Origin of the sequence: Brevibacillus fluminis (genome assembly GCF_003710825.1) — a bacterium.
GTDB lineage: Bacteria > Bacillota > Bacilli > Brevibacillales > Brevibacillaceae > Brevibacillus_D > Brevibacillus_D fluminis.
The window spans coordinates 551,509-570,799 of the sequence record NZ_RHHQ01000008.1 but is presented as its reverse complement, the minus strand read 5'-3'; the positions used below and the strand labels follow the sequence as shown (position 1 = coordinate 570,799).

Annotated in this window: 21 protein-coding genes; all 21 read left to right on the top strand. The window is 52.0% G+C overall.

Translation table 11 applies throughout. From position 1 onward, the window contains the following. Positions 1-83: 83 nt before the first annotated feature. The 21 genes from EDM56_RS12050 to EDM56_RS11950 all read left to right on the top strand — a co-directional run bounded on the left by EDM56_RS12050 (position 84) and on the right by EDM56_RS11950 (position 19,288). Positions 84-1,703 carry an ATP-binding protein gene (locus EDM56_RS12050; RefSeq protein WP_148040382.1) on the top strand — a complete coding sequence of 540 codons (1,620 nt, stop codon included), beginning with the start codon at positions 84-86 and terminating at the stop codon, positions 1,701-1,703. Next, the gene (locus EDM56_RS12045; protein ID WP_122918136.1) at positions 1,700-2,395 is read left to right on the top strand and encodes a response regulator; all 696 of its coding nucleotides are present in this window, start codon (positions 1,700-1,702) and stop codon (positions 2,393-2,395) included. The genes EDM56_RS12050 and EDM56_RS12045 overlap by 4 nt, the downstream gene beginning before the upstream one ends. Before the next feature lie 126 nt (positions 2,396-2,521). Beyond that, positions 2,522-3,013 (top strand): glutathione peroxidase, encoded by a 492-nt coding sequence (locus tag EDM56_RS12040; protein WP_122918135.1) that lies wholly within the window; start codon positions 2,522-2,524, stop codon positions 3,011-3,013. Beyond that, entirely contained in the window at positions 3,013-3,468 is a 456-nt protein-coding gene (locus tag EDM56_RS12035; protein WP_122918134.1) for a MarR family winged helix-turn-helix transcriptional regulator, read from the top strand. Before EDM56_RS12040 ends, EDM56_RS12035 begins: the two co-directional genes overlap by 1 nt. A gap of 212 nt (positions 3,469-3,680) precedes the next feature. Beyond that, entirely contained in the window at positions 3,681-4,154 is a 474-nt protein-coding gene (locus EDM56_RS12030; RefSeq protein WP_122918133.1) for a hypothetical protein, read from the top strand. Between the two features lie 411 nt (positions 4,155-4,565). After that, positions 4,566-5,015 carry a hypothetical protein gene (locus EDM56_RS12025; RefSeq protein ID WP_122918132.1) on the top strand — a complete coding sequence of 150 codons (450 nt, stop codon included), beginning with the start codon at positions 4,566-4,568 and terminating at the stop codon, positions 5,013-5,015. Further along, the gene (locus EDM56_RS12020; RefSeq protein WP_122918131.1) at positions 5,005-5,265 is read left to right on the top strand and encodes a YqzN/YkzM domain-containing protein; all 261 of its coding nucleotides are present in this window, start codon (positions 5,005-5,007) and stop codon (positions 5,263-5,265) included. The genes EDM56_RS12025 and EDM56_RS12020 overlap by 11 nt, the downstream gene beginning before the upstream one ends. 6 nt (positions 5,266-5,271) lie before the next feature. Continuing rightward, complete coding sequence (locus EDM56_RS12015; protein ID WP_122918130.1) at positions 5,272-6,603, top strand: phage tail sheath family protein; 1,332 nt, start codon at positions 5,272-5,274, stop codon at positions 6,601-6,603. Between the two features lie 3 nt (positions 6,604-6,606). Next, positions 6,607-7,053 (top strand): phage tail tube protein, encoded by a 447-nt coding sequence (locus EDM56_RS12010; protein ID WP_122918129.1) that lies wholly within the window; start codon positions 6,607-6,609, stop codon positions 7,051-7,053. A gap of 97 nt (positions 7,054-7,150) precedes the next feature. Continuing rightward, positions 7,151-7,585, top strand: a complete 435-nt coding sequence (locus EDM56_RS12005; protein ID WP_122918128.1) for a phage tail assembly chaperone — start codon at positions 7,151-7,153, stop codon at positions 7,583-7,585. A 203-nt stretch (positions 7,586-7,788) separates the two neighbouring features. Beyond that, positions 7,789-10,743 carry a phage tail protein gene (locus tag EDM56_RS12000; RefSeq protein WP_122918127.1) on the top strand — a complete coding sequence of 985 codons (2,955 nt, stop codon included), beginning with the start codon at positions 7,789-7,791 and terminating at the stop codon, positions 10,741-10,743. Then, complete coding sequence (locus EDM56_RS11995) at positions 10,733-11,383, top strand: LysM peptidoglycan-binding domain-containing protein (RefSeq protein WP_122918294.1); 651 nt, start codon at positions 10,733-10,735, stop codon at positions 11,381-11,383. The genes EDM56_RS12000 and EDM56_RS11995 overlap by 11 nt, the downstream gene beginning before the upstream one ends. Beyond that, on the top strand, positions 11,380-12,366 hold the full coding sequence (locus EDM56_RS11990) for an XkdQ/YqbQ family protein (RefSeq protein WP_122918126.1): 987 nt from the start codon (positions 11,380-11,382) through the stop codon (positions 12,364-12,366). The genes EDM56_RS11995 and EDM56_RS11990 overlap by 4 nt, the downstream gene beginning before the upstream one ends. A gap of 38 nt (positions 12,367-12,404) precedes the next feature. Continuing rightward, complete coding sequence (locus tag EDM56_RS11985) at positions 12,405-12,869, top strand: DUF2577 domain-containing protein (protein ID WP_183192400.1); 465 nt, start codon at positions 12,405-12,407, stop codon at positions 12,867-12,869. 1 nt (position 12,870) lies between these two features. Next, entirely contained in the window at positions 12,871-13,272 is a 402-nt protein-coding gene (locus EDM56_RS11980; protein WP_122918124.1) for a DUF2634 domain-containing protein, read from the top strand. Position 13,273: 1 nt separating this feature from the next. Further along, positions 13,274-14,413, top strand: a complete 1,140-nt coding sequence (locus EDM56_RS11975; protein ID WP_122918123.1) for a baseplate J/gp47 family protein — start codon at positions 13,274-13,276, stop codon at positions 14,411-14,413. Then, positions 14,410-15,168, top strand: coding sequence for a hypothetical protein (locus tag EDM56_RS11970; protein WP_122918122.1), 759 nt, complete (start codon positions 14,410-14,412; stop codon positions 15,166-15,168). Before EDM56_RS11975 ends, EDM56_RS11970 begins: the two co-directional genes overlap by 4 nt. Beyond that, positions 15,169-15,681, top strand: a complete 513-nt coding sequence (locus tag EDM56_RS11965) for a hypothetical protein (RefSeq protein WP_122918121.1) — start codon at positions 15,169-15,171, stop codon at positions 15,679-15,681. A gap of 12 nt (positions 15,682-15,693) precedes the next feature. Then, positions 15,694-17,793 (top strand): DUF4815 domain-containing protein, encoded by a 2,100-nt coding sequence (locus tag EDM56_RS11960; RefSeq protein ID WP_122918120.1) that lies wholly within the window; start codon positions 15,694-15,696, stop codon positions 17,791-17,793. Positions 17,794-17,810: 17 nt separating this feature from the next. Then, complete coding sequence (locus EDM56_RS11955; RefSeq protein ID WP_122918119.1) at positions 17,811-18,950, top strand: hypothetical protein; 1,140 nt, start codon at positions 17,811-17,813, stop codon at positions 18,948-18,950. Positions 18,951-18,964: 14 nt separating this feature from the next. Beyond that, positions 18,965-19,288, top strand: coding sequence for a hypothetical protein (locus EDM56_RS11950; RefSeq protein ID WP_122918118.1), 324 nt, complete (start codon positions 18,965-18,967; stop codon positions 19,286-19,288). Positions 19,289-19,291: the final 3 nt, after the last annotated feature.

The window sequence follows — 19,291 nt, the reverse complement described above, 5'->3', positions numbered from 1 at the left end:
TCAGAATCGAAAAGTTTACGACAGAAAGAATCGTAAACACGGTTACGCGCATTTCCACAATAAACGCAACGGAGGAATTCGGCTTGCTGGCAAGCGTACTGAAAAAGGGCGTAAAGCTCCGCACCAAGATGAATGTGCTGGTCGTGATGACGATCCTGTTCGCGCTGCTGTTGGTCATCGCTCCTGTCACCTGGATGTTCATTCATGTTAAATTCGCCGAGATCGGGAATCAGGCGCTCATGTTGGCGCGGTCAGTGTCCGAGCTGCCGGAGGTGAAGGCAGAGCTGGTATCTGCTCGCCCCGATGCCGACGGGCATCTGCAGGCTGTCATCGAAAAAATCCGCAAGAAGTCCGGCGCAGAATTTATCGTTGTCACCGATATGCGGCTCATTCGCTACACGCACACGAATCCGGCCAAAATCGGGAACCCGCTTAGCGGCGATGATGAGGATTTGAACCGGGAAGTGCTGCAGGGACATGAGATTACGACGACGTCCACTGGCAGTCTCGGTTATTCTGTCCGGAGCAAGACGCCGGTTTACGACGAGGCGGGCAGGCAGATCGGCCTTGTCTCCGTAGGCTTTCTGGTCGAAACGATCTGGAACCACATTTACGACTTTCTCATCTGGTTTGCAGTCATCGGGCTGTTTGCATTCTTGTTCGGGATCGGCGGCTCGTACTTGCTGTCCGGCCACATCAAAAAGCAAATCTTGAACATGGAGCCGGAGGAGATCGCTTTTCTAGCCAATGAACAGGCAGCGATACTCAATTCCACGCGAGAGGGCATACTTGCGGTGAACCGGGACGGGATCATCATCACCTGCAACAAGGAAGCGCTCAAAATGCTGGAGCTTGCCTGTGAAAATCCGCGGGGTATGAACGTTCGCGAAGTTCTGGGCGCAACACGGCTGCCGGAGATTATCGCGGACGGGATCGTCCATCGTGACGAACCGATGATCGTCGGCCAAACGATGATCGTCATGAATTGCCTGCCCCTGTCCATGAACGGGAAAACGATCGGTGCGGTAGCTACCTTCCGGGATAAGCTGGAGCTGTCCCGCATCGATGAGCGATTGCTCGATATTGGGCAGTACATCGATTCGATTCGCAGCCAGCGGCACGAGTTTTTGAACAAGCTGCATTTGCTGTCCGGCTTGATCCAACTCAAACAGTACGAGATGGTTCATGAGCTGATCGAGGAGATCAATGAGGATCAGCAGGAGCTACTCGACTTTTTCCTGGCGAAAGTCCATGATCCGGCAATCGTGGGCGTCCTGATTGGCAAAATCCATCGGGCGCGGGAGCTGGGGATTGCTTTGCGCGTCGAGGCTAAAACCGCGATTCCCGAGGTGGAGGATGCCCGTGAGCTGATATTGACGTTTCTAGGAAATACGATTGAAAATGCGTTCGAGTCGATCGGCCAAGAAACAGACCGTACGGAGATGGGGCAAATCGAGGTGTACATGCAGGCGGGTGATGGGCAGCTGATGATTACGGTCCATGACAATGGGAGTGGTGTTCCGCATGAGTTGCAAAACAATATTTTCCGTGATGGCGTGACGACAAAAGGAACGGGGCGCGGGTTTGGGCTGGCGCTGGTGGAGAGGCTGGCGCGGCTTGGCGGCGGGCAGCTGGAGTTGCTCGACAGCGCGTATGGTGCGTCATTCCGGCTCACATTGCCACTGGGAGGAGGAGAAACATGAGTTCACCATTACGCGTCCTGGTCGTAGAGGACGATTTCAGAATTGCCAAGATGCATGGGGCGATGGTCGACATGCAGGAAGGATATCAATTGGCCGGCATCGCACACAATGGCGAGGAAATGCTGGCGATGATCGCCGAAGAGCTGCCCGACCTGATTTTGCTGGACGTCTATTTGCCAGACCAATCGGGAATTGAGCTGCTGCGCGTGATCCGTAGCCAAAAGCTGCCGTGCGATGTCGTACTGATTACGGCGGCAAAGGAGCACGAAATTGTCGAGGAAGGCTTCCGCCTGGGCATATTCGATTATTTGATCAAGCCGTTTGACTTGAACCGGTTCGCAGAGACGCTGCTCAAATTCAGTCAATACAAGAAACGGCTCCATTCGACGGCTGAGCTGAACCAAGACATCTTGAACGATTTGCTGAAGCTGCGCAGCCCGAAAACGCAGGCAACCACCATGCAAAAAGGCATCGACGAAAAAACGTTGACGTTGATCCACTCCTGTTTCACGCAGCATGGAGGACCGATGACATCGGAGGGGATTGCGCAAGATGCCGGGGTAAGCCTGTCCACGGTCCGCAACTATTTAAAGTACATGGTGCAGCAAGGCATGCTGCAAGAATCGCTGCAGTACGGCTCGATTGGCCGACCGCAGCGGCAATATGTGCTTGTGGATGCGAAAAAAAGTTGAGCAGCTTCTATGTGCCGCTTGACGTGCAGCACGCGGGTTGACGCGTGCCGCGTTTAGCGGTATATTTATGTACAAATGAATTGTGTACAATTTAATTATGTGTTACTCAAAAAGGGAGGAATAACCATGTCCGTTCATGATTTCACCGTAAAAACCATCAAAAACGAGGAAAAATCGCTGGCTGACTACAAAGGAAAAACGCTGCTGATCGTCAATACCGCAAGCAAATGCGGGCTGACACCGCACTACAAAGGATTGCAGGAGCTGTACGAAACGTACCATGACAAAGGCTTGGTCGTTCTAGGCTTCCCTTGCAACCAGTTCATGAACCAAGAGCCGGGAACAGAAGAAGAAATTCAGTCGTTCTGCGAATTGAACTACAATGTCAGCTTCCCACTTTTTGCAAAAGTAGATGTCAAAGGCGAGAATGCCCACCCGCTGTATCAGTATTTGGTCGAAAATACTCCGGAGCCGTACAAAACAGGGGATATCGAATGGAATTTCGTCAAGTTCCTCGTGGACGGGAATGGACAGATCGTCAAGCAATACGGCGCACGTACCGAACCGGAAGCGATCGCACCGGACATCGAGAAAACGCTGGCTGGTGAAGCGGTGTAATGGAGAAAGAAAACCTGCTTTTGCTGGACAATCAGCTCTGCTTTTCCATCTACGCCTGCTCGCGGGAGATCAGTCGTCTGTACCGGCCGGTTCTGGATGAACTCGGCTTGACTTATCCGCAGTATTTGGTTTTGCTCGTTCTCTGGGAGCAGGAAGAATGCAATGTAAAAGAGCTGGGGGAGCGGCTGTTTTTGGACTCCGGTACGCTGACGCCGATGCTGAAGCGCATGGAAGCAGCAGGTCTGATCACTCGGCAACGTTCGCAGACCGATGAGCGGGTGGTGTTTGTCCGATTAACCGAGCAAGGCCAAGCGCTGAAAGAGCGCGCCTATTGCATACCCGAATCGCTGCTCGCCAAAAGCGGCATATCCGAAGGCGAGTTCGCGGGCATGCTGAGCCAGTTCCGGCAGCTGCTTACCCGGATTCATCAAAGCAATGAGGAAGCAAATGCATGACTTTACATTTTCGATCAGCCATTTTACGGCTGGTCTTTTTTTGTCTATGCCCGAAGCTGGTATTGTCCGCTTCGCAAATACATAACCGTTTCTTTATATTTTTTTACTAGCAAGAATGGAGGGAAAGCGGTTAGAATGAAAATAAAAACCAATTTTTACCAAATTATAAGTTGTTTAGTCGGGTTTTCTATTTGTGATAAGGGGAGAAGTCGATGAATCACCTGATTAACCTTGCCGTAAACGAGGAAGAGCGTACCATCACCAAAAATCTGCTGAAGGCTTACCCGTTTATGAAAGCAGCAGTAGACATTTTTACCTTGAACCATAAGGCGGGGAGCGATCAGTACAACGAATTCGATTTAGCAAACACGGAAGGAAGAGGTACGCGTGGGGATATCAATGGCCGTGGCAGGTACGGTGATATCGTCGGGAACACGGTATTGCTTCGGGAGGAACGCCCCGTCATGATCCTCGATTATGAACGAAAATGCAAGGCGATCGATATGGCGATTCAAGCGTTGCCGGAAGAAAAGCGAACCATCTTAAAGAAGTGTTTTGTCGAGCAGAAGAAAGACAAGTATATTTATGAAATTATTCTGAATATACCAAAAAGCACGTATGATTACTATAAAAAAAATGCGGTTGAGAGCGTGACCTGTATTCTCAAAGCGGCAAACATCATCTGACCGGCCAAGGCAAAAGATCCTTATTACTCGCAAGCAAGCTTTCTCTCCAAAAGAGGGAAAGCTTTTTTTGTTTGTCGGACGGGAGGGTCGTCCACGTGGCAGCTTTCCAAGACCTTCAAATTGGTTGGGCATTGATTAGGCGTTTTTTGTGCGATATATAGGTACAACTTGCGTGTTTTTCAAACCGAATTCAATCCGCCCCCTCTGTAAGATGGTAGCATTGGAAAAAAGGGAATACGAGAACGATCCTTTGATTAGCCTTTCCTCGACGTAGGGAAGGCTTTTTTATTCTGGAGAGGGGGTGATGCCTGATCATCTTCGCAAACGAAGCCGCGCCCTTTCTTGCGGGAAAGCTGTGAGCGGCGTGATGCCAAAAAAGCATGGACACATCCGATACGGGAGGAACATGTCGTGCAGGCTATCTCATCGATTATTCAGTTTTGCCAACAGCACGTCGATGCGGCCGTTTACCAGGATCCTCTTCCGGAAACAAAAACGCCGCCTTTTCTTTATGTGCCGACGCCCGTCATTTCGGATCGTCCGGATACAACCAGCACGTATGTCAGAATGTTGAGCCTATCCGTAAAAGTGTATCACGAGGACAGTCTCCAAGCATTCGCGCTTGCTGACGCGCTTGCCTTCGCGATTGCGAATGCGCGATATTTGATCCCGCTCGCAGATGGTGATGGCATACCTACCGGTGAGTATTTGCGACTGGATGGAACCGAGTTTCAGGTGACGGAGGACGGAATCGCCCAGCTGATGCTGAAATGGCGGCAGCGGTATTCATACGAACGTGCCGTTTCCCCAAAGGTTAGCAAATTTACATTAGAAGAGCAGGTGAAGGATCATGCCACGTAAATCGCAGGAGCAAACAAACAGCCAACCCCAGCCACAGGTGGAGGGAGCGAACCAGGCCTCGGCGGAAAACCCACCCGTGCAAGTGGAGGAATTAACCTTCCGGGTCGAACGCCTTCGCGCAAACGCCAAGGACTTGTTCGATGTGCCGGTTGAGGTGTTTGACGGAGCAATGCATGGGTTATCCAAAGCAAAAATCACGAAGGTAGAGGCAACCGAGCGAATTCGCGAATTTCTTTCCAAGGAGGTCTAGAGGAATATGGCAGGTGGAACATGGATTGAAGGGGTAGAAAAAGTACGCGCGGGACTTTACATGAATTTTCGCGCGTCGGCATTGGAACGCATCCAGTCTGGCGAGCGAGGTACGGTGACGGTCCCGCTTGAATTGAATTGGGGCCCAAGCCAAAGCTTCATTCGCATCGATACGGATGCCGATGTGAAAGACAAACTGGGCTATGATATCAACGATCCTGAAATGATTTTTATCCGAGAAGCGAAAAAACGGGCAAAAGCATTGCTGGTCTATCGCATTAACACGGGCACAAAGGCGACGGTCACACAGGGAGCATTGACAGCGACAGCGGTATTTGGCGGCACGCGCGGAAACGATATTGCGATCCGAACCGAAAACCATCCTGACGCGACAGAGGCAGAACCTCTTCAAATCGTCACTACGTTGGTCAAGGGCCGAGAAGTAGATGCTCAGGTGGCCAAACAGATTGTAGAGCTGAAACCAAATGCGTGGGTATCGTTTTCGGGTACGGGTGCGATTCCTGAGATCGACGCATCGGTGCCTCTAGCAAACGGCAAAAACAATTCTGTGATCAACAGCGATTACACCACTTATTTGGGGGCGACGGAAACCCAGCATTTCGATGTGATCGCCTTTCCTGTCGAGAGCAGCGGTTTGAAGGAATCGTTTGTTGCGTTCATCAAGCGCATGCGGGAAGAAGAGGGCAAAAAAATACAGGGCGTCGTCTCCGATTGTGACGCGGACTACGAAGGCATCATCAATGTGGTCAATGGCGTCGTCCTCAGCGACGGTACCAGTCTGAACGCAAAGGACGCGATCGCTTGGGTAGCGGGCGCAACAGCAGGTGCTTCGATCATTCATTCCAATACCTACAGTGAATACGAGGGGGCTGTGGATGCCAATCCGCGCTTGAAGAACAGCGAAATTGTCGCGGCATTGAAGCGCGGGCGCTTCCTGTTTATGCACGACGGCGTGAAAGTGAAGGTCGAGAAGGATATCAATTCGCTCGTTACATACGGTCAGACGAAAAACAGCCGTTTCAGCAAGAACCGTGTCTTGCGCGTCCTCGATGCCATCGCCAACGATTTCAGCCGTGTCGTCAATCAAAACTACATCGGGAAACTGGATAACAACCGCGATGGCCAGGCGCTGCTGAAGGAAGCGGCGAACGGTTATCTCCGCAGCCTGCAGGACGCCGGTGCGATCCAAAATGTCGATTTCGTCAAAGACTTTACGATCGATCCGGTCAAATCGCAAGGAGACGAAGTGTATGCCACACTAGGCGTGCAACCCGTCGACAGCATGGAAAAATTCTTCTTCAATGTGGAGGTGCGATAAACGATGGCAAAATTCCGCGCAGAAAATACGATCAACGGCAGAGAGGCGCGCCTTTTCCTCAATGGGGAGGAGATTGCCTACGCCAAAAGCTTTGAAGCGACGATTGAAAAAAACAAAGCGGATGTCAACATTTTGGGCAACCGCTGGACAGGAAAGAAAACAACCGGCCTGAGCGGAACGGGTACTGTCACCTTGTACAAAGTGACTTCTCGTTTCACCAAGATGATTCTGGAGTACGCTGACAGCGGCAAAGAGGTATACTTCACGCTGCAGGGGGTTCTGGATGATCCGGGAAGCGGACGAGGTACGGAACGCGTTACTCTCCTCAATTGCAACATCGACTCCGTAAAAATCGGTCAGTTCGATGTGGAAGCGGAAGCGCTGGAAGAAGAAGTGCCGTTTACGTTTGAAGGGGCGGAAATCCCTGAGGCGTTGAAAGAAGATTTCTAAAATCGCAGCCAAATGACTGACACCACGTAGGAGGAGCCTTCCTCGTGTGGTGTCTGTTTTTTTCAAAAACCCTAACTTGCAAAGGAGGATGTGTCACATGACGGCTACGAGAACCATGGACATTTTCATGAAAGGGAAAGCGAAGCAGGTGATCACGGAGGAAGTGGTGGTATCCCGCCGCTACGTGGACGAGGTAGGGAATCCAGTCCCGTTTGTACTGAAAGCCATCGATACGCGCCGCATCGAGGAGCTGCAGGACGAGTGCACGGTTCCACAGATCAAAAAAGGGAAAAAAGTGGGGGAAGCCGTAGACTGGAAGCGTTTTGCCGCACGCCTCGCGATTGAGTCGACCGTCTACCCAGATTTCAAGGATGCAGAGCTGCTCCGAAGCTACAATCTAGTTGATCCGTGCGACCTGCTCAAGGAAATCCTCAGCGTTGGCGGCGAATATGCAGAACTGATCCAAGCGGTCCAGCGCGTAAACGGTTTTGACACTGATTTTGAAGAACTCGTCGAAGACGCAAAAAACTGATCAAGAGTGGTGACTATCACGCGATGATCTCCCATCGTATATGGCAAAAGCACCACGTGCTGCCACAAGATTTGTGGACCATGGATAGCTACCACAAGGCTTTTCTCTATGCGTCAGAATTCCTTGAACTCGAATCGGAACAACGTGCGGAACGCGCAGCTGCTAGAAGCCGCTCCTGACGTACGGTAATAGGTGGTGAATCAATGGCGAAAATGACCGCGACTGCGGGAGGGAATCTCGCCAAGCAAATCGGAGGCATCTCTGGCAGTTTGGAGAGGCTGAAAAAATCTTTTCAGCGAACGGATCTGGGAAAAGGCATTAAAACCATGAAAGAGCATGCGATCCGCACCGCAGACCAACTAGCAGGGAAAAGGGGGAACTCCCTGTCCCGAAGCGCCAAACGCAATTCCGGTACGATGGCAGCCAGCATCGGACGACAGTTGGGCGGAGCGATCCACCTCGGCCGCAAGGTTCGCTCGGGAGCGAAAGCCTCTCTTACGGGAACGAATAGTCCCACGGCACGCTACCAGCGAGCCAGTAAAGCGTTTCAAGGCTGGGCTGGCCAAAAGGCGACCCAATTTTCTGGGTGGAGGAAAACAACTGGTGAACGGATCAGCACGGCTGGAAAAAACGCGCGGGAGAACATACGGGCGGCCTACCAAAGCTATCAGGTCAACCGTAAGTTCAACGCGTTGATGAAGCAAACGGCGGCCCAGATGCAGGCGCATCAAGCCGCTCAAGCCCAGCAGAACGCCAAAAAGCAAATTCCTTACCGCCATTTCGGTGTCCTCTTGAAAAAGCCGAAAGCGCACACCCAGGGGCAGCAGATCCAGCAAGCAGCGCAAACGGTGCAGGCCCAAAACGCACCGAAAGCGCAAATGACCAAGCTGCAAGAAGCCATTCAAAAGCAGAGCGTGAATCGCAAGTTCCATGCGTTGATGCGCAAGACCAAAGCGCAGATGCAAGCGCAGCAGGCGCAAGCGGCGGCTCAGCCGGCGAAAAAGGGATTTTTCCGCAGCTTGGTTTCACCGAGCTCCTGGGCTAGCGGGTTTCAAAAGACTCGCGCATTCATCCAAAAAATGCGGACCCCGCCACAGCAACAGGGAGCGCAAGCGAGCGGGGGAGAGGCACAGGAGGCGGAAAAACCGAAAAGCTTGATGAGCCAAATCTCCGAAAAGCTCTCGGCCTTTTCAACCTGGCTGGAACAGTTCGGCCTGGCGCCGCAGCAAATATTCGCGAAGACAGTAGGGGCAGCGGCTGATCTGGAAAAGCAGATGGTCTTGATGGGTCAAGTGGTGAAAGAAAACAAGAAAAAATTCACGCCTGAACAAGTGACGCAAGCGACGAAGGATTACATGAGCGCCTTGCGGAAAAATGCGGTGCTCAATCCCTTCAGCGTCGATGAGGTCACAACAGGCGGGATGAAGACGCTGGAACTGGCCAAGGGCGACACGACCAAAGCGATGAACTATATGGCGATTGCGGAAAATGTGGCCGCGTTGAAGGGAGAAAAGCTGGAAACCGTCATTGAGGCGTTTTCGGAAGCCAAGGAAGGCAAGATGAATAAGCTCAATGAATTCGGCTTCGACTTCACCAAAAAAGATGTGAACGGTAAGAAAGGCTTCGACCGAATGCTCGCTAAAGTCGACAAACAATTCGCAGGAGGCTCGGCCAAAATGGGCGGAACAGCTTTGGGGCTGTGGGAATCTATCCAGGAAGGCTTCGCCGTATCCATGCAGGATTCCGGCGTAGAGGCGCTGGATCGCTTGAAACCGCAGCTGAAACGATTGCAAGGGTGGCTGACCGAAAGCGGCGGCGGTTTTGACAAGCTGAAGGAGTTTGCCATTGTCGCATTGGGCAAAATCACGGACGGCTTCTTATTTTTGCTGGATAAAGCGGAAAAACTGTTCCCTATTTTTCAAGAGATGTGGGCGACCTACGTCAGCCCGGCCTTCGATGCCATTGGCGGAGGGATCAAGTGGCTGATCGACAATTTCGATGAGCTGAAGCCTTACCTGATTGGCATTGTAGCAGCTTTTTCCGCCTTCATGGTCATCACGAAGGTGGTCACCTTGGTGTCGGGTCTGATTAGCGCATTCTCCGCCGGGGGAGCTGCGATCATGGCACTGACGAACCCGATCGGCTGGATCGCAATCGCAATCGGCTTGCTGGCAGTCGCCTGGCAAAAAAATTGGGGCGGCATACGCGAAAAGGTAGCTGAAGTCATCGAGTGGATGAAGCCGTTTTTGGCGCAAACGGTTGCGTTTATCCAAGGTATTTTCACAAAAATTTCGGACTATTTCGCGAGCATCTGGCCGCCGCTGGAGGTCTTGATCACCAAAGCGATGCCGACCGTCATGGTTGCTCTTACCGCTTTATGGGAGTCGTTCAAATTAATCTTCGGCGGTATTTTTGATCTGCTCAAAACGTGGGTCACGCTGATGTGGAACACCGTGACAAGTATTCTCGAAGTTCTCGGTGGACTCTTCAAAGCGCTCCTGGAATGGGCCTCGGGCGATACGGAGAAGGCCATGCAGACCTTGCGAGAAACCTTCACTGGCTTCCTCAAGGACATCGTCTCGCTTGGAGAAGACTTGATGAAAGGGTTGGGTACCTTTCTCGAAAATTTGAAAAACAGGTTCTCCGGTGGCGTCACCACACTCATGAAAGTGAGTGTAGAAGAGGATCAAAAGGCGAAGGAGAAGCTGTCAAAATTAGCGGAGCCTACGCCCACCTCTCCCGCGCTAAAATCGTTGTTGAATCCGCAGCCGAACACGCTGTTTAGTCCCCAGGAGCAAGGGGCATCCAAAGCAGGAACAATTCCTTGGCTTCCTTCCACGCCTGCGGGCCAATCGACTTCATCGCCCTTTTCCATTCAGCCAAAAAGCGGTGGGTCTCCTTTTCCGACACTTTTGCAAGGCGGCGCCAATCAGAGCGGAAACCCAAGTCTCACGCCAGCCCAGAAAACGGCGATCTTCTCCAGCGGTTCGCAAGGGCCAGCGGCTCAAGCGAGCGGTGGCAATCAGGTGCACATCGCCCAATTGGTCGGAGAAGTCCATATCCACAATGAAGCGGACGAAGAACGCTTTATGAAAAAGCTGCAGCGCCATCTCGAAATCGGATTGGGCCTGGAAGGGAATGGTGTCGGTGTCGGTTAAGATGTGGCTGACCTACAACAATAACGATGAATGGATTCAATTTCCCGTGAATCCCGCGGAGCTCTCCATCAAGACAGGTTCTGCGAATGAGACGGTCTCGGTGCAAAAACTGGGTGAGGTGTCCATCATCCAGGACCCTGTGCTGACGACCTTTGACTTTTCCTCGCATTTCCCTAGGCATTATGCTCCGTTTTGCGAGTACATCGAGATTCCTGATCCGGAGGCTGCTGTGCGGACTATCATGAAGTGGAAGAATAGTCTGTTTCCTGCTCGGTTCATCGTCAGCAATAATGATGGGATGGATTTGAATTTTTCCGTCACCATTGAAGCGTTTGACATTCGGGAGGTGGCGGGCGATGTGGGCAGCCTTTATTACGACATCTCGCTCCGCCAATATCGTCAAATGAAGGTGCGCAAGGTGGAAACCAAGACAGAGGATGGGGAGACAACCGCCGTACTCAGCGACAAAGGGATTCGCCCTGATGAAAAGCCGAAACCCGGTTCCTACACCGTGAAAAAAGGGGACAATCTCTGGGTAATCGGGCGTAAGCTGGGGGTTGATCATATGAAAATCGCGAAAGCCAATCAGATCAAATCGCCCTACGCCCTTTATCCGAATCAGGTGCTGGTGATCCCATGACCGAACGAAAAGAAACGCTGAAGGTATTGCTGATCCAAAACAGCAACACCTTGGACATCACCAATCTGGTTGAAAGCGTGGAGTGGTCAGGGAGCCGCGCGCAAGCTCCTCGCACCCTGGAGGTTCAGCTGGCCAACACAGACCGGGGCATGCATGAGAAAATCGCCGCGGAAAACGGCAATGGCATGATGCTGTTTTTGGAAGAGAAGGAAGTGTTTCGCGGAATCGTATTTCAATGCGACTATGCTCCAGGCAAGCTGTCCATCACGGCTTACGACCAGATGATCTACCTGCTGAAAAACAAGGATTCACTGGTTTTCACGGGCAAGAAGGCGTCAGACATCATCAAAAAGCTTTGTGGCGATTTTTCCATTCCCGTCGGCACCATTGCTGATACGAAGCATACCATCAAAAATCTTGTATTCGATGGCGATTCTCTCTTTGACATGGCCATGGATGCTCTAAAACAAACGTTAACCCATACCGGAAAACGCTACGCTTTTTTCTCGCGGGAAGGGAAGGTCCACCTGATTCCGCGTGAAGAAAATGTGATCGAGTGGGTCGTAGAGAGCGGGATCAATCTGGTCAACTATTCGTTTTCCGCCTCGATCGAGGAAATGGTCAACAAGGTGAAGCTGCAGGCGGGAGAGGAGCAAAAGTCGTTTACCGCAATTGCGGACGATCCGGTCTCCCAACAAAAATACGGCGTTTTGCAGCATTTCGAGAAAGTCAAGGACAAGGTGAATCGCGCGCTGCTGATGGAACGCGCGATCACGATCCTCGAGACGCAAGGCAAGGAGAAGCGAACGTTTTCCGTCGATAATCTGGCCGGTTCACCCAATGTGATTTCAGGAACGGTTATATTCGTCAGTGTGCCAGAGCTTGCCATTAGCAAAGCATATTTTGTGGAAGAAGATCGCCATTCCTTTAACGGGCAAAAGCATTCCATGTCGCTCACATTATCCGAAACGGCCGATATGTGATGATTTGCGTAAGGTCCGCGGCAACAGGAGGGAGCTCTTTGTCATCCATTGGTCAGTTGATCAAACAATTTTGCCTGCAAACGATTCAATCAATGAAATTAACGTCCTTGATGGAGGGGGAAGTGGTGTCCGCTCCTCCCGAGCTGAAGGTCAAGCTGAAAGGAAACGACAAGCTGATCATTCCCAAGGAGCTGCTCGTCGTGGCTGAACATTTGACGAAGGAATACAAGCGTGAGTTGAAGGTAGAGACGAAAGGAAAAGCGGATTTGCAAGGCGGGATGCCTTCCGTCACCTTGACGCCGATCCCCTCGCCTATTTCCCATACGCACGCCGCCACAGCGCTGAGCGTGTCAGCCGGAGACTTTTCCTTGAAGCAAGGGGAAGCCAAGATGGAATACGCGAGCGAGCTGAAAGCGGGGGATAAAGTCATGGTGATCAGTTTTGAGGGCGGGCAAAAGTTTTTTATCATGGATCGAATCGTATCATACGCCAAGGGGGAATAAGATGGGGCTGGAACCGACAATCTCCTTTCCCAAGCTCACCCAGAACACACGGCAACCATCCCGGACGTACCGCCTCGACATGGAAACGGGAGAAATCAGCGAGCAGATCGACGGCAAGGCCGCGATTGAACAGTTCATCACCAAGGCAATCCTAACCATCCGCTACCATTTCCCGATTTATTCAGCCGATTATGGCTGTGAAATCCAGTCCTTGTTCGGCCGCGGCTTTCATGAACGGATGATCCGTTCCGAAATCGTGCGGATGATCCAGGAGGCGATCCTTTACGATGACCGAATCGAGCGCGTCTCCGATTTCGAAATGTCTGCAGTGGGGGATGAAGTTTATATTTCCTTCCAGGCAGAGACGGTGGAAGGAATCATCAGCTACAAGGGGGTGATTTGACATGACGACGGTAAGCAGTCCGGAAACATTCGAGCAAAAGCTTCAGGAGATGCTCGACCGTGTTCCAGCCGGGCTGGACAAACGCGAGGGCTCCATCATCTACGATGCGTTGGCTCCGATCGCCTTGCAGCTCTGGATCGAAGAAATGAAGCTCCGCCAAATCTTGGAGCAGGCATTTGCGGTGAAAGCAGAAGGAATTTACTTGGATTATATCGCGGACGACCATGGCTTGAAGCGCATCCCCGCAGCTCCGGCAAAAGTAATGCTGCAAATCGACGGGACTCCCAACAAGGTGATTCCCGCGAAAACGACCTTCGGCATCTTGAATGCGGATATCTCATTCACAACAGATACGGAAGTTTTACTGGTATCGACCGAAATCGAGGAAACGGGTCCGCCCGAACCGGTGACGACCACCTCGGTCATTGTGCGCCCCCCGCAGCCGCCTGTAGCTGGTGAGTATGCTTCCTCTTTCATGCAGACTAAGAAAGTCACCGTCGGCCGGGGGCTGGTCATGGCTACCTGCAAGCAGACTGGCGTTGGCGGCAATGTTGCTGCGAACACCATCACCTTGTTGTTTGATGTAAACAGCGATATTAAGCGGGTGACGAATCCAGAGCCGGCCAAGTTCGGAATGGATTTGGAAACGGATGAAGATTTGCGCAACCGGATCTTGTATCAAAAGCGCAATCCGGAGCATGGCGGGACCACTTCCGATTATGTCCGCTGGGCGCTGACGGTTACAGGGGTCACCTATGCGAAATCAATCGACAAAGCGCGTGGCATCGGCTCGGTAGATGTTGTGATCGGAGGGAACGAGTCACAGATCGATCAGCTGATTAAAGAGACGCAAAGCTTTCTCGATAAGAAAAAGCCAAGCGGCGTCGATGTGCGCGTGCGCAAGCTGAATCAGCAAGAAGTGGACATTACGGTAAAGGTCGAAGGCATTGCAAAAGAATTGGCTTTATCCACAATTCTCGCTTATACGCGGACGATCGGCGTCGGCGGCAGCATTTATCCGTCTAAAATGATCGCTGCGCTCATCAACGCGGGAGCTGCCGATGCGAGCGTCCTCAAGCCTATGGGAACTGTCCATCTGGATGGAGACAGCTCCATCAAGCCGGTGGTGACGATCCTTTGAATGAAATACTGAAAAGCTATTTGCCCTCCTATTATCAAGAAAGCCGGCAAATGAATGCGATTATGGACCTCGTCGCTAGCCACATGCCGGATGTCGACCGCGATTTGTGGAAAGCTTTTTTTGTGAAGATGCTGAGCTCGAAATCGATTGATTTGTGGAAAACAGAATATGGCGTGAAGACGGAGGAGGAGCTTTTGGCACTCCTCAGTTCATCCGGCACGCTGAGCGTCGAGTCCCTTCAATTGAAGGGTCTTTCTGTTTTTGAGACCTTTCGCGCGATGCCAGAGGACGGAGTAACCTTGTCGGAATCAGGTGTACTGGCAGATGGAAAGGAATACATGCCGCTCACAACCATCATCAAGACGGTGTTGGAGGATCAACCCGATTTTGCCCACGAAAGAGCTGTGGATACCCATTCGTTTGCCAAAGGATTGGTGAAGCTGATGGGTCTTGCCGGCTTTCAATATTTATTTGCCCTCGCCCTGAAGATGAAGGCCTATGCGCCACGGGGACAGGTGCATCAATCCAACCGAGTGCATGTCGGATTCGAATTCCCTTCTAGATTGGATGAGGAGTTAAGCGGCCCAGCGGTTACCCGTCAAGCTGCGCATGCCGTTCACTGCTATCAATCCGCGCGTTTGAAAAGGCAGGCATGGTGGTCTCCCAATGTATTTTTTACAGACCCGCACACGTTTGTGACAGAAGAATTCTCCGTTCAGCAATCTACCATTAAACGGTCAGGAGGTGCCCCATAGATGGCCAGCTTTACGAGTGATGTCAAAGGACTACGGACCTTTGAAGCCATCCAGTTAGTGAAAAACGGCAGCGTATGGATCGGAGTGGGAAAAGAGCAGCCGTGGGATGCGGCCGAGACCGTTCCGCCCGTTTCCTATCAATCCGCCATGGTGGAAACGATCGGCTACAAACGCTCCGACCAACTCACATTAGTCGTTCCTGATAGTGCCGGAACCATCGAACAGATGAACCAAAACTGGAGAACCGTCAGCATCGAGGAAGGAAAAAGTCTGGATGCCCGTTGGGTCTACGTCCAGGGGTGGTTGTCCTATGACGAATTCGCATTGAAAACGTTCCGGCAAACCGGCGTATGGGCCGGCCTTCAGCCAAAAGACCATGTGCTGCCGAACCAGCAGGTTGTTTATCCGGCAGATGTTGTCGATCCCGGCTACCTGCTGGTGCTCAACAACCGTTCCCCGATCACCCGGGAAGCCAATCAAAAAGAATCGATCGATTTTATCATAGAGTTTTAGGGAGGTGGCCTCATGTCGACCACGAAACACTACAACCGTTTTGATCCGGCAAAGCACTCATGGGTATCTGTCCTGTCAGTAGGCGGGAGACGGCTACAAACTGCCGAGTTGAACGAGATGCAATCTCTCGCTTTGCATCGCGATAAACAGTTTGGCGATTTCATTTTTGGAACGGGCAACGTGCTGGAAGGCGGTCAGCTCTGGATTAATCAGACGACCAAAGAGTTGGTCATTTCGCCCGCACGCGTCTATGTGGATGGAATGATTCTACTGGTGGAGGAACAGACCCTTACGATAACGGCGGAAGGGGAGGAGCTGATCGGACTCAAGGTCGATTATCAGGTGATCACCTATGAACACGATACCGAGCTGTTGGACCCGGCTGTCGGCTACTCCAATCACGGCATGCCCGGTGCTGACCGCTTGGTCGCCAAACCGACATGGGTCGTGAACAATCCCGTTGCCATCCAGATGTATCGGCTGATCGACGGCGTGCTGGCTACTCCCAAAATTCCTCAGGAGCTGGAGGGGCTAACCCCGGTTCTTGCACGGCGCACCCATGATACGAGCGGGAATTTTTTGGTGTCGGGCATGGATGGTTTCATCGAGGTGATTCCGGGAGACGAGGATAACCTCAATCTGGTCATCGATGCGGGCAAAGCCTACGTCCAGGGCTATGAAATCAACAAGCTGATCCCTGAACGAATCCGCGTGCCGCGGGCGAAAGAGTACCAAACCGTGAAGAATGAGCTGAAGCGGTACGTTACCACGGAGGCAAGCTACAAGCTTCATTCCCAGCCGGTGAAAGAGCTGGTCAACGTCTCTGCAGTCGTCCAAGTCAGCCAAACCGTGACACGCGGTAACATGCCGGGTACAGCTGATTCGTTGGTCAACCGTCCTGTCGTCGATATCATCAGCGTCACCCGCGGTCCAGCCGACAATAAAATCACGTATGATCCGCAGGTCGATTTTGAGCAGGATGGGGATTGGATCAGTTGGAAGCCGTCCGGTAAAGAGCCGGAAGGGGGAACAAACTATACGGTTACGTATACCTACAATAAGAAGCTGGTGCTGGGTGAGGATATCGCCTTGGAAAACGGATATCTGGTTTTCAAGAACGGAGGAGCCAAACCGGTCAACCAAACACAGGTTCAGGTCGAATACACCTTTTATTTGCCGCGAATCGATGTCTACTATTTGACGGCAGACGGCAAAATCAAGGTGGTTCGGGGGCAAAGCGCGATGCAGCCGCCTACGCCTACATCTCCGCCTGACGTTTTGGAGCTGGGGGAAATCAGCTTTCCAGCCAATAGTGTGCAAGCCATCGTTACCAATCGCAAACCGAAACGATTGACGATGCTAGAGCTGCGCTCGTTGCTAGACCGGCTGGAGCGTGCCGAATACAACCAAGCGATCAATGATTTGGATCGCGCTGCCCAATATGCCGATCCGGCGGTCACGAAAAAAGGAATCTTCACGGACAATTTCACCAATTTCGCGAGAGCGGACATGGGGGACGGCACGCAATTCGATGCGATGATCGATCCGCGCAGCAAAAGCCTGCAGCTTCCCATCGAAGATGCCTTCTTTGATCTGCAAATCAACACGGAGAAATCGAGCGTCCGCATGCACGAGCGGCTGCTCACGATCAATTACACCGAAGAAGTGCTGATTGACCAGTCGAATGCGACGGAAACGATGAACGTCAATCCGTACCAGGTGTTTGGCAATATGGCGACGGTCCGCTTGACGCCTTCCCATGACATCTGGTTAGAGCAGACGGTCATAACCCGCTATATTTGGGGCTGGTGGTGGGATTGGTGGAACCAGGGCCGGACGGAAACGCGGGTCATTCTCGATGAGTACGTGCCGTTTATCCGAGTTCGCGCCGTGCAGGTACAAGCGGAAGGATTCACGAAGAATGCGACCAATATTCAGGCTACGTTTGACGGTGTGCCGGTCAATCTCGTGCCGTCCGCAGGATCGCAAGCGGGAGCGCTGTCCGGCACGATGAAAGCCGATGCGAACGGACGATTCTCGTGCACGTTCGTCATTCCTGCCCAGATCCGAACCGGGACGAGAGAAGTTCGTTTCTGGAATAACACGGACTAAAAGAGAGGGGATATCCAGTGACCATCCAAAACGAAGCCAAAGCCTCCTATATCGGAATCGGTAGAAAGCAGATCGTCGAACAAACCTTTTGGCAAATCCCATGGTGGCGCCACATCGATCCTTTGGCGCAAACCTTTCTGCTCACCGATGAGCGCTACATTACGAGCATCGACCTCTTTTTCGCCACCCGGGACGACGAGGAAGATTTGACCGTGCAAATCCGCCAGGTATCCAATGGTTATCCGTCTATGAATGTGATGACCTCACGAGTCTTGAAAGGCTGGGAAGTGAAGACCTCCAACAACGGAACGGTGCCGACCCGCGTCACGTTCCCCGATCCCGTTTTGCTGCAGGCGAATGTGGAGTATGCCATCGTGATTTTGACGACCTCTGCCAACTACCGTGCCTATGTGGCCCGGATGGGTAACAAGGATTTGACGACACAAAAAATCGTGTCCCGCCAGCCGTACGACATCGGCCTCTTGTTTTCCTCGTCCAATGGGTCGGCGTGGACTGCCCATCAGGATATGGACTTGAAGTTCAAGCTGTATGGCGCCAAATTCGCGGGAAAATCGGAGCTTTATTTCAATAAGATCAGCGTAAACAAAATGACTCATCTCATCTTGGCAGCAAGCCAGGTAGTCCCTCAACGCTCGGACATTCGCTGGGAATACTCTCTCGACAGCATCACGTGGTATCCGCTGGCAGGCCAGGATGTGACGCAATTGGTGCAGGTAGCTACAGATGTGTATATTCGAGCCTTGATGCGGTCAGAGGAAGTGGGTGGAGTTAAGGGCTCTTCGCCTGTGTTGCAAAAACAGGTGAACGCCGTGGCGATGAAATACAAAAACGACGGCATGTATGTGAGTCGCCTGATCACCAGTGAAGAAAACTTTTCGGACATCGCCATCTATCTCGATATGAGTTCGCCCTCAGGAACGACCCAGTTCGTCGAATATACCGTGGACAACGGGAAAAACTGGCGTTCATCCGGGTCTGCAAGCCCACAAGGCAAGATTGATGAAGAATTCATGCGCGTGAAATTTCAGATACGGCTGGACACCCCGGCGAAAAGCTTCCGTGTGCGGATCAAACTAAGCAGCTCGGAACCGATGCTCACGCCGCGAGCGCGTAACCTGATGGTCCACACATCCTGATCGGAGGGAACGACATGGCATTGCTGAATGAACGAATTTCGGTAGACCAAAACGCACCTGACAGCCTGCGTGCGGGTGCGTTGAAAATAAATGAAAATTTTACACTGATCGATGCTGAGCTGGAGCGAAAACAGGCAGAAATCGACCAGCTGCAGCGCAGGCTTACCCATACGGAGCGCAACATGATCGATGCCTTGATTGAGCTGGAAACGATCAAACAGGCAGAGCTGAACGGGGTAACAGCCAACATTTTTATCGAAACCTTCCGTGATTTGAGTGCCATTACTGTAACGGGAGGATTTTTTAATGCAACGCAAGGAAAGATTGAACTGAAATAGGAG

Bases quoted from the DNA above. Each gene is read 5' to 3' on its own strand.
- EDM56_RS12045 (WP_122918136.1), top strand. From the start codon at position 1,700: ATGAGTTCACCATTACGCGTCCTGGTCGTAGAGGACGATTTCAGAATT.
- EDM56_RS12040 (WP_122918135.1), top strand. From the start codon at position 2,522: ATGTCCGTTCATGATTTCACCGTAAAAACCATCAAAAACGAGGAAAAA.
- EDM56_RS12035 (WP_122918134.1), top strand. From the start codon at position 3,013: ATGGAGAAAGAAAACCTGCTTTTGCTGGACAATCAGCTCTGCTTTTCC.
- EDM56_RS12030 (WP_122918133.1), top strand. From the start codon at position 3,681: ATGAATCACCTGATTAACCTTGCCGTAAACGAGGAAGAGCGTACCATC.
- EDM56_RS12020 (WP_122918131.1), top strand. From the start codon at position 5,005: ATGCCACGTAAATCGCAGGAGCAAACAAACAGCCAACCCCAGCCACAG.
- EDM56_RS12015 (WP_122918130.1), top strand. From the start codon at position 5,272: ATGGCAGGTGGAACATGGATTGAAGGGGTAGAAAAAGTACGCGCGGGA.
- EDM56_RS12010 (WP_122918129.1), top strand. From the start codon at position 6,607: ATGGCAAAATTCCGCGCAGAAAATACGATCAACGGCAGAGAGGCGCGC.
- EDM56_RS12005 (WP_122918128.1), top strand. From the start codon at position 7,151: ATGACGGCTACGAGAACCATGGACATTTTCATGAAAGGGAAAGCGAAG.
- EDM56_RS12000 (WP_122918127.1), top strand. From the start codon at position 7,789: ATGGCGAAAATGACCGCGACTGCGGGAGGGAATCTCGCCAAGCAAATC.
- EDM56_RS11990 (WP_122918126.1), top strand. From the start codon at position 11,380: ATGACCGAACGAAAAGAAACGCTGAAGGTATTGCTGATCCAAAACAGC.
- EDM56_RS11980 (WP_122918124.1), top strand. From the start codon at position 12,871: ATGGGGCTGGAACCGACAATCTCCTTTCCCAAGCTCACCCAGAACACA.
- EDM56_RS11975 (WP_122918123.1), top strand. From the start codon at position 13,274: ATGACGACGGTAAGCAGTCCGGAAACATTCGAGCAAAAGCTTCAGGAG.
- EDM56_RS11965 (WP_122918121.1), top strand. From the start codon at position 15,169: ATGGCCAGCTTTACGAGTGATGTCAAAGGACTACGGACCTTTGAAGCC.
- EDM56_RS11960 (WP_122918120.1), top strand. From the start codon at position 15,694: ATGTCGACCACGAAACACTACAACCGTTTTGATCCGGCAAAGCACTCA.
- EDM56_RS11950 (WP_122918118.1), top strand. From the start codon at position 18,965: ATGGCATTGCTGAATGAACGAATTTCGGTAGACCAAAACGCACCTGAC.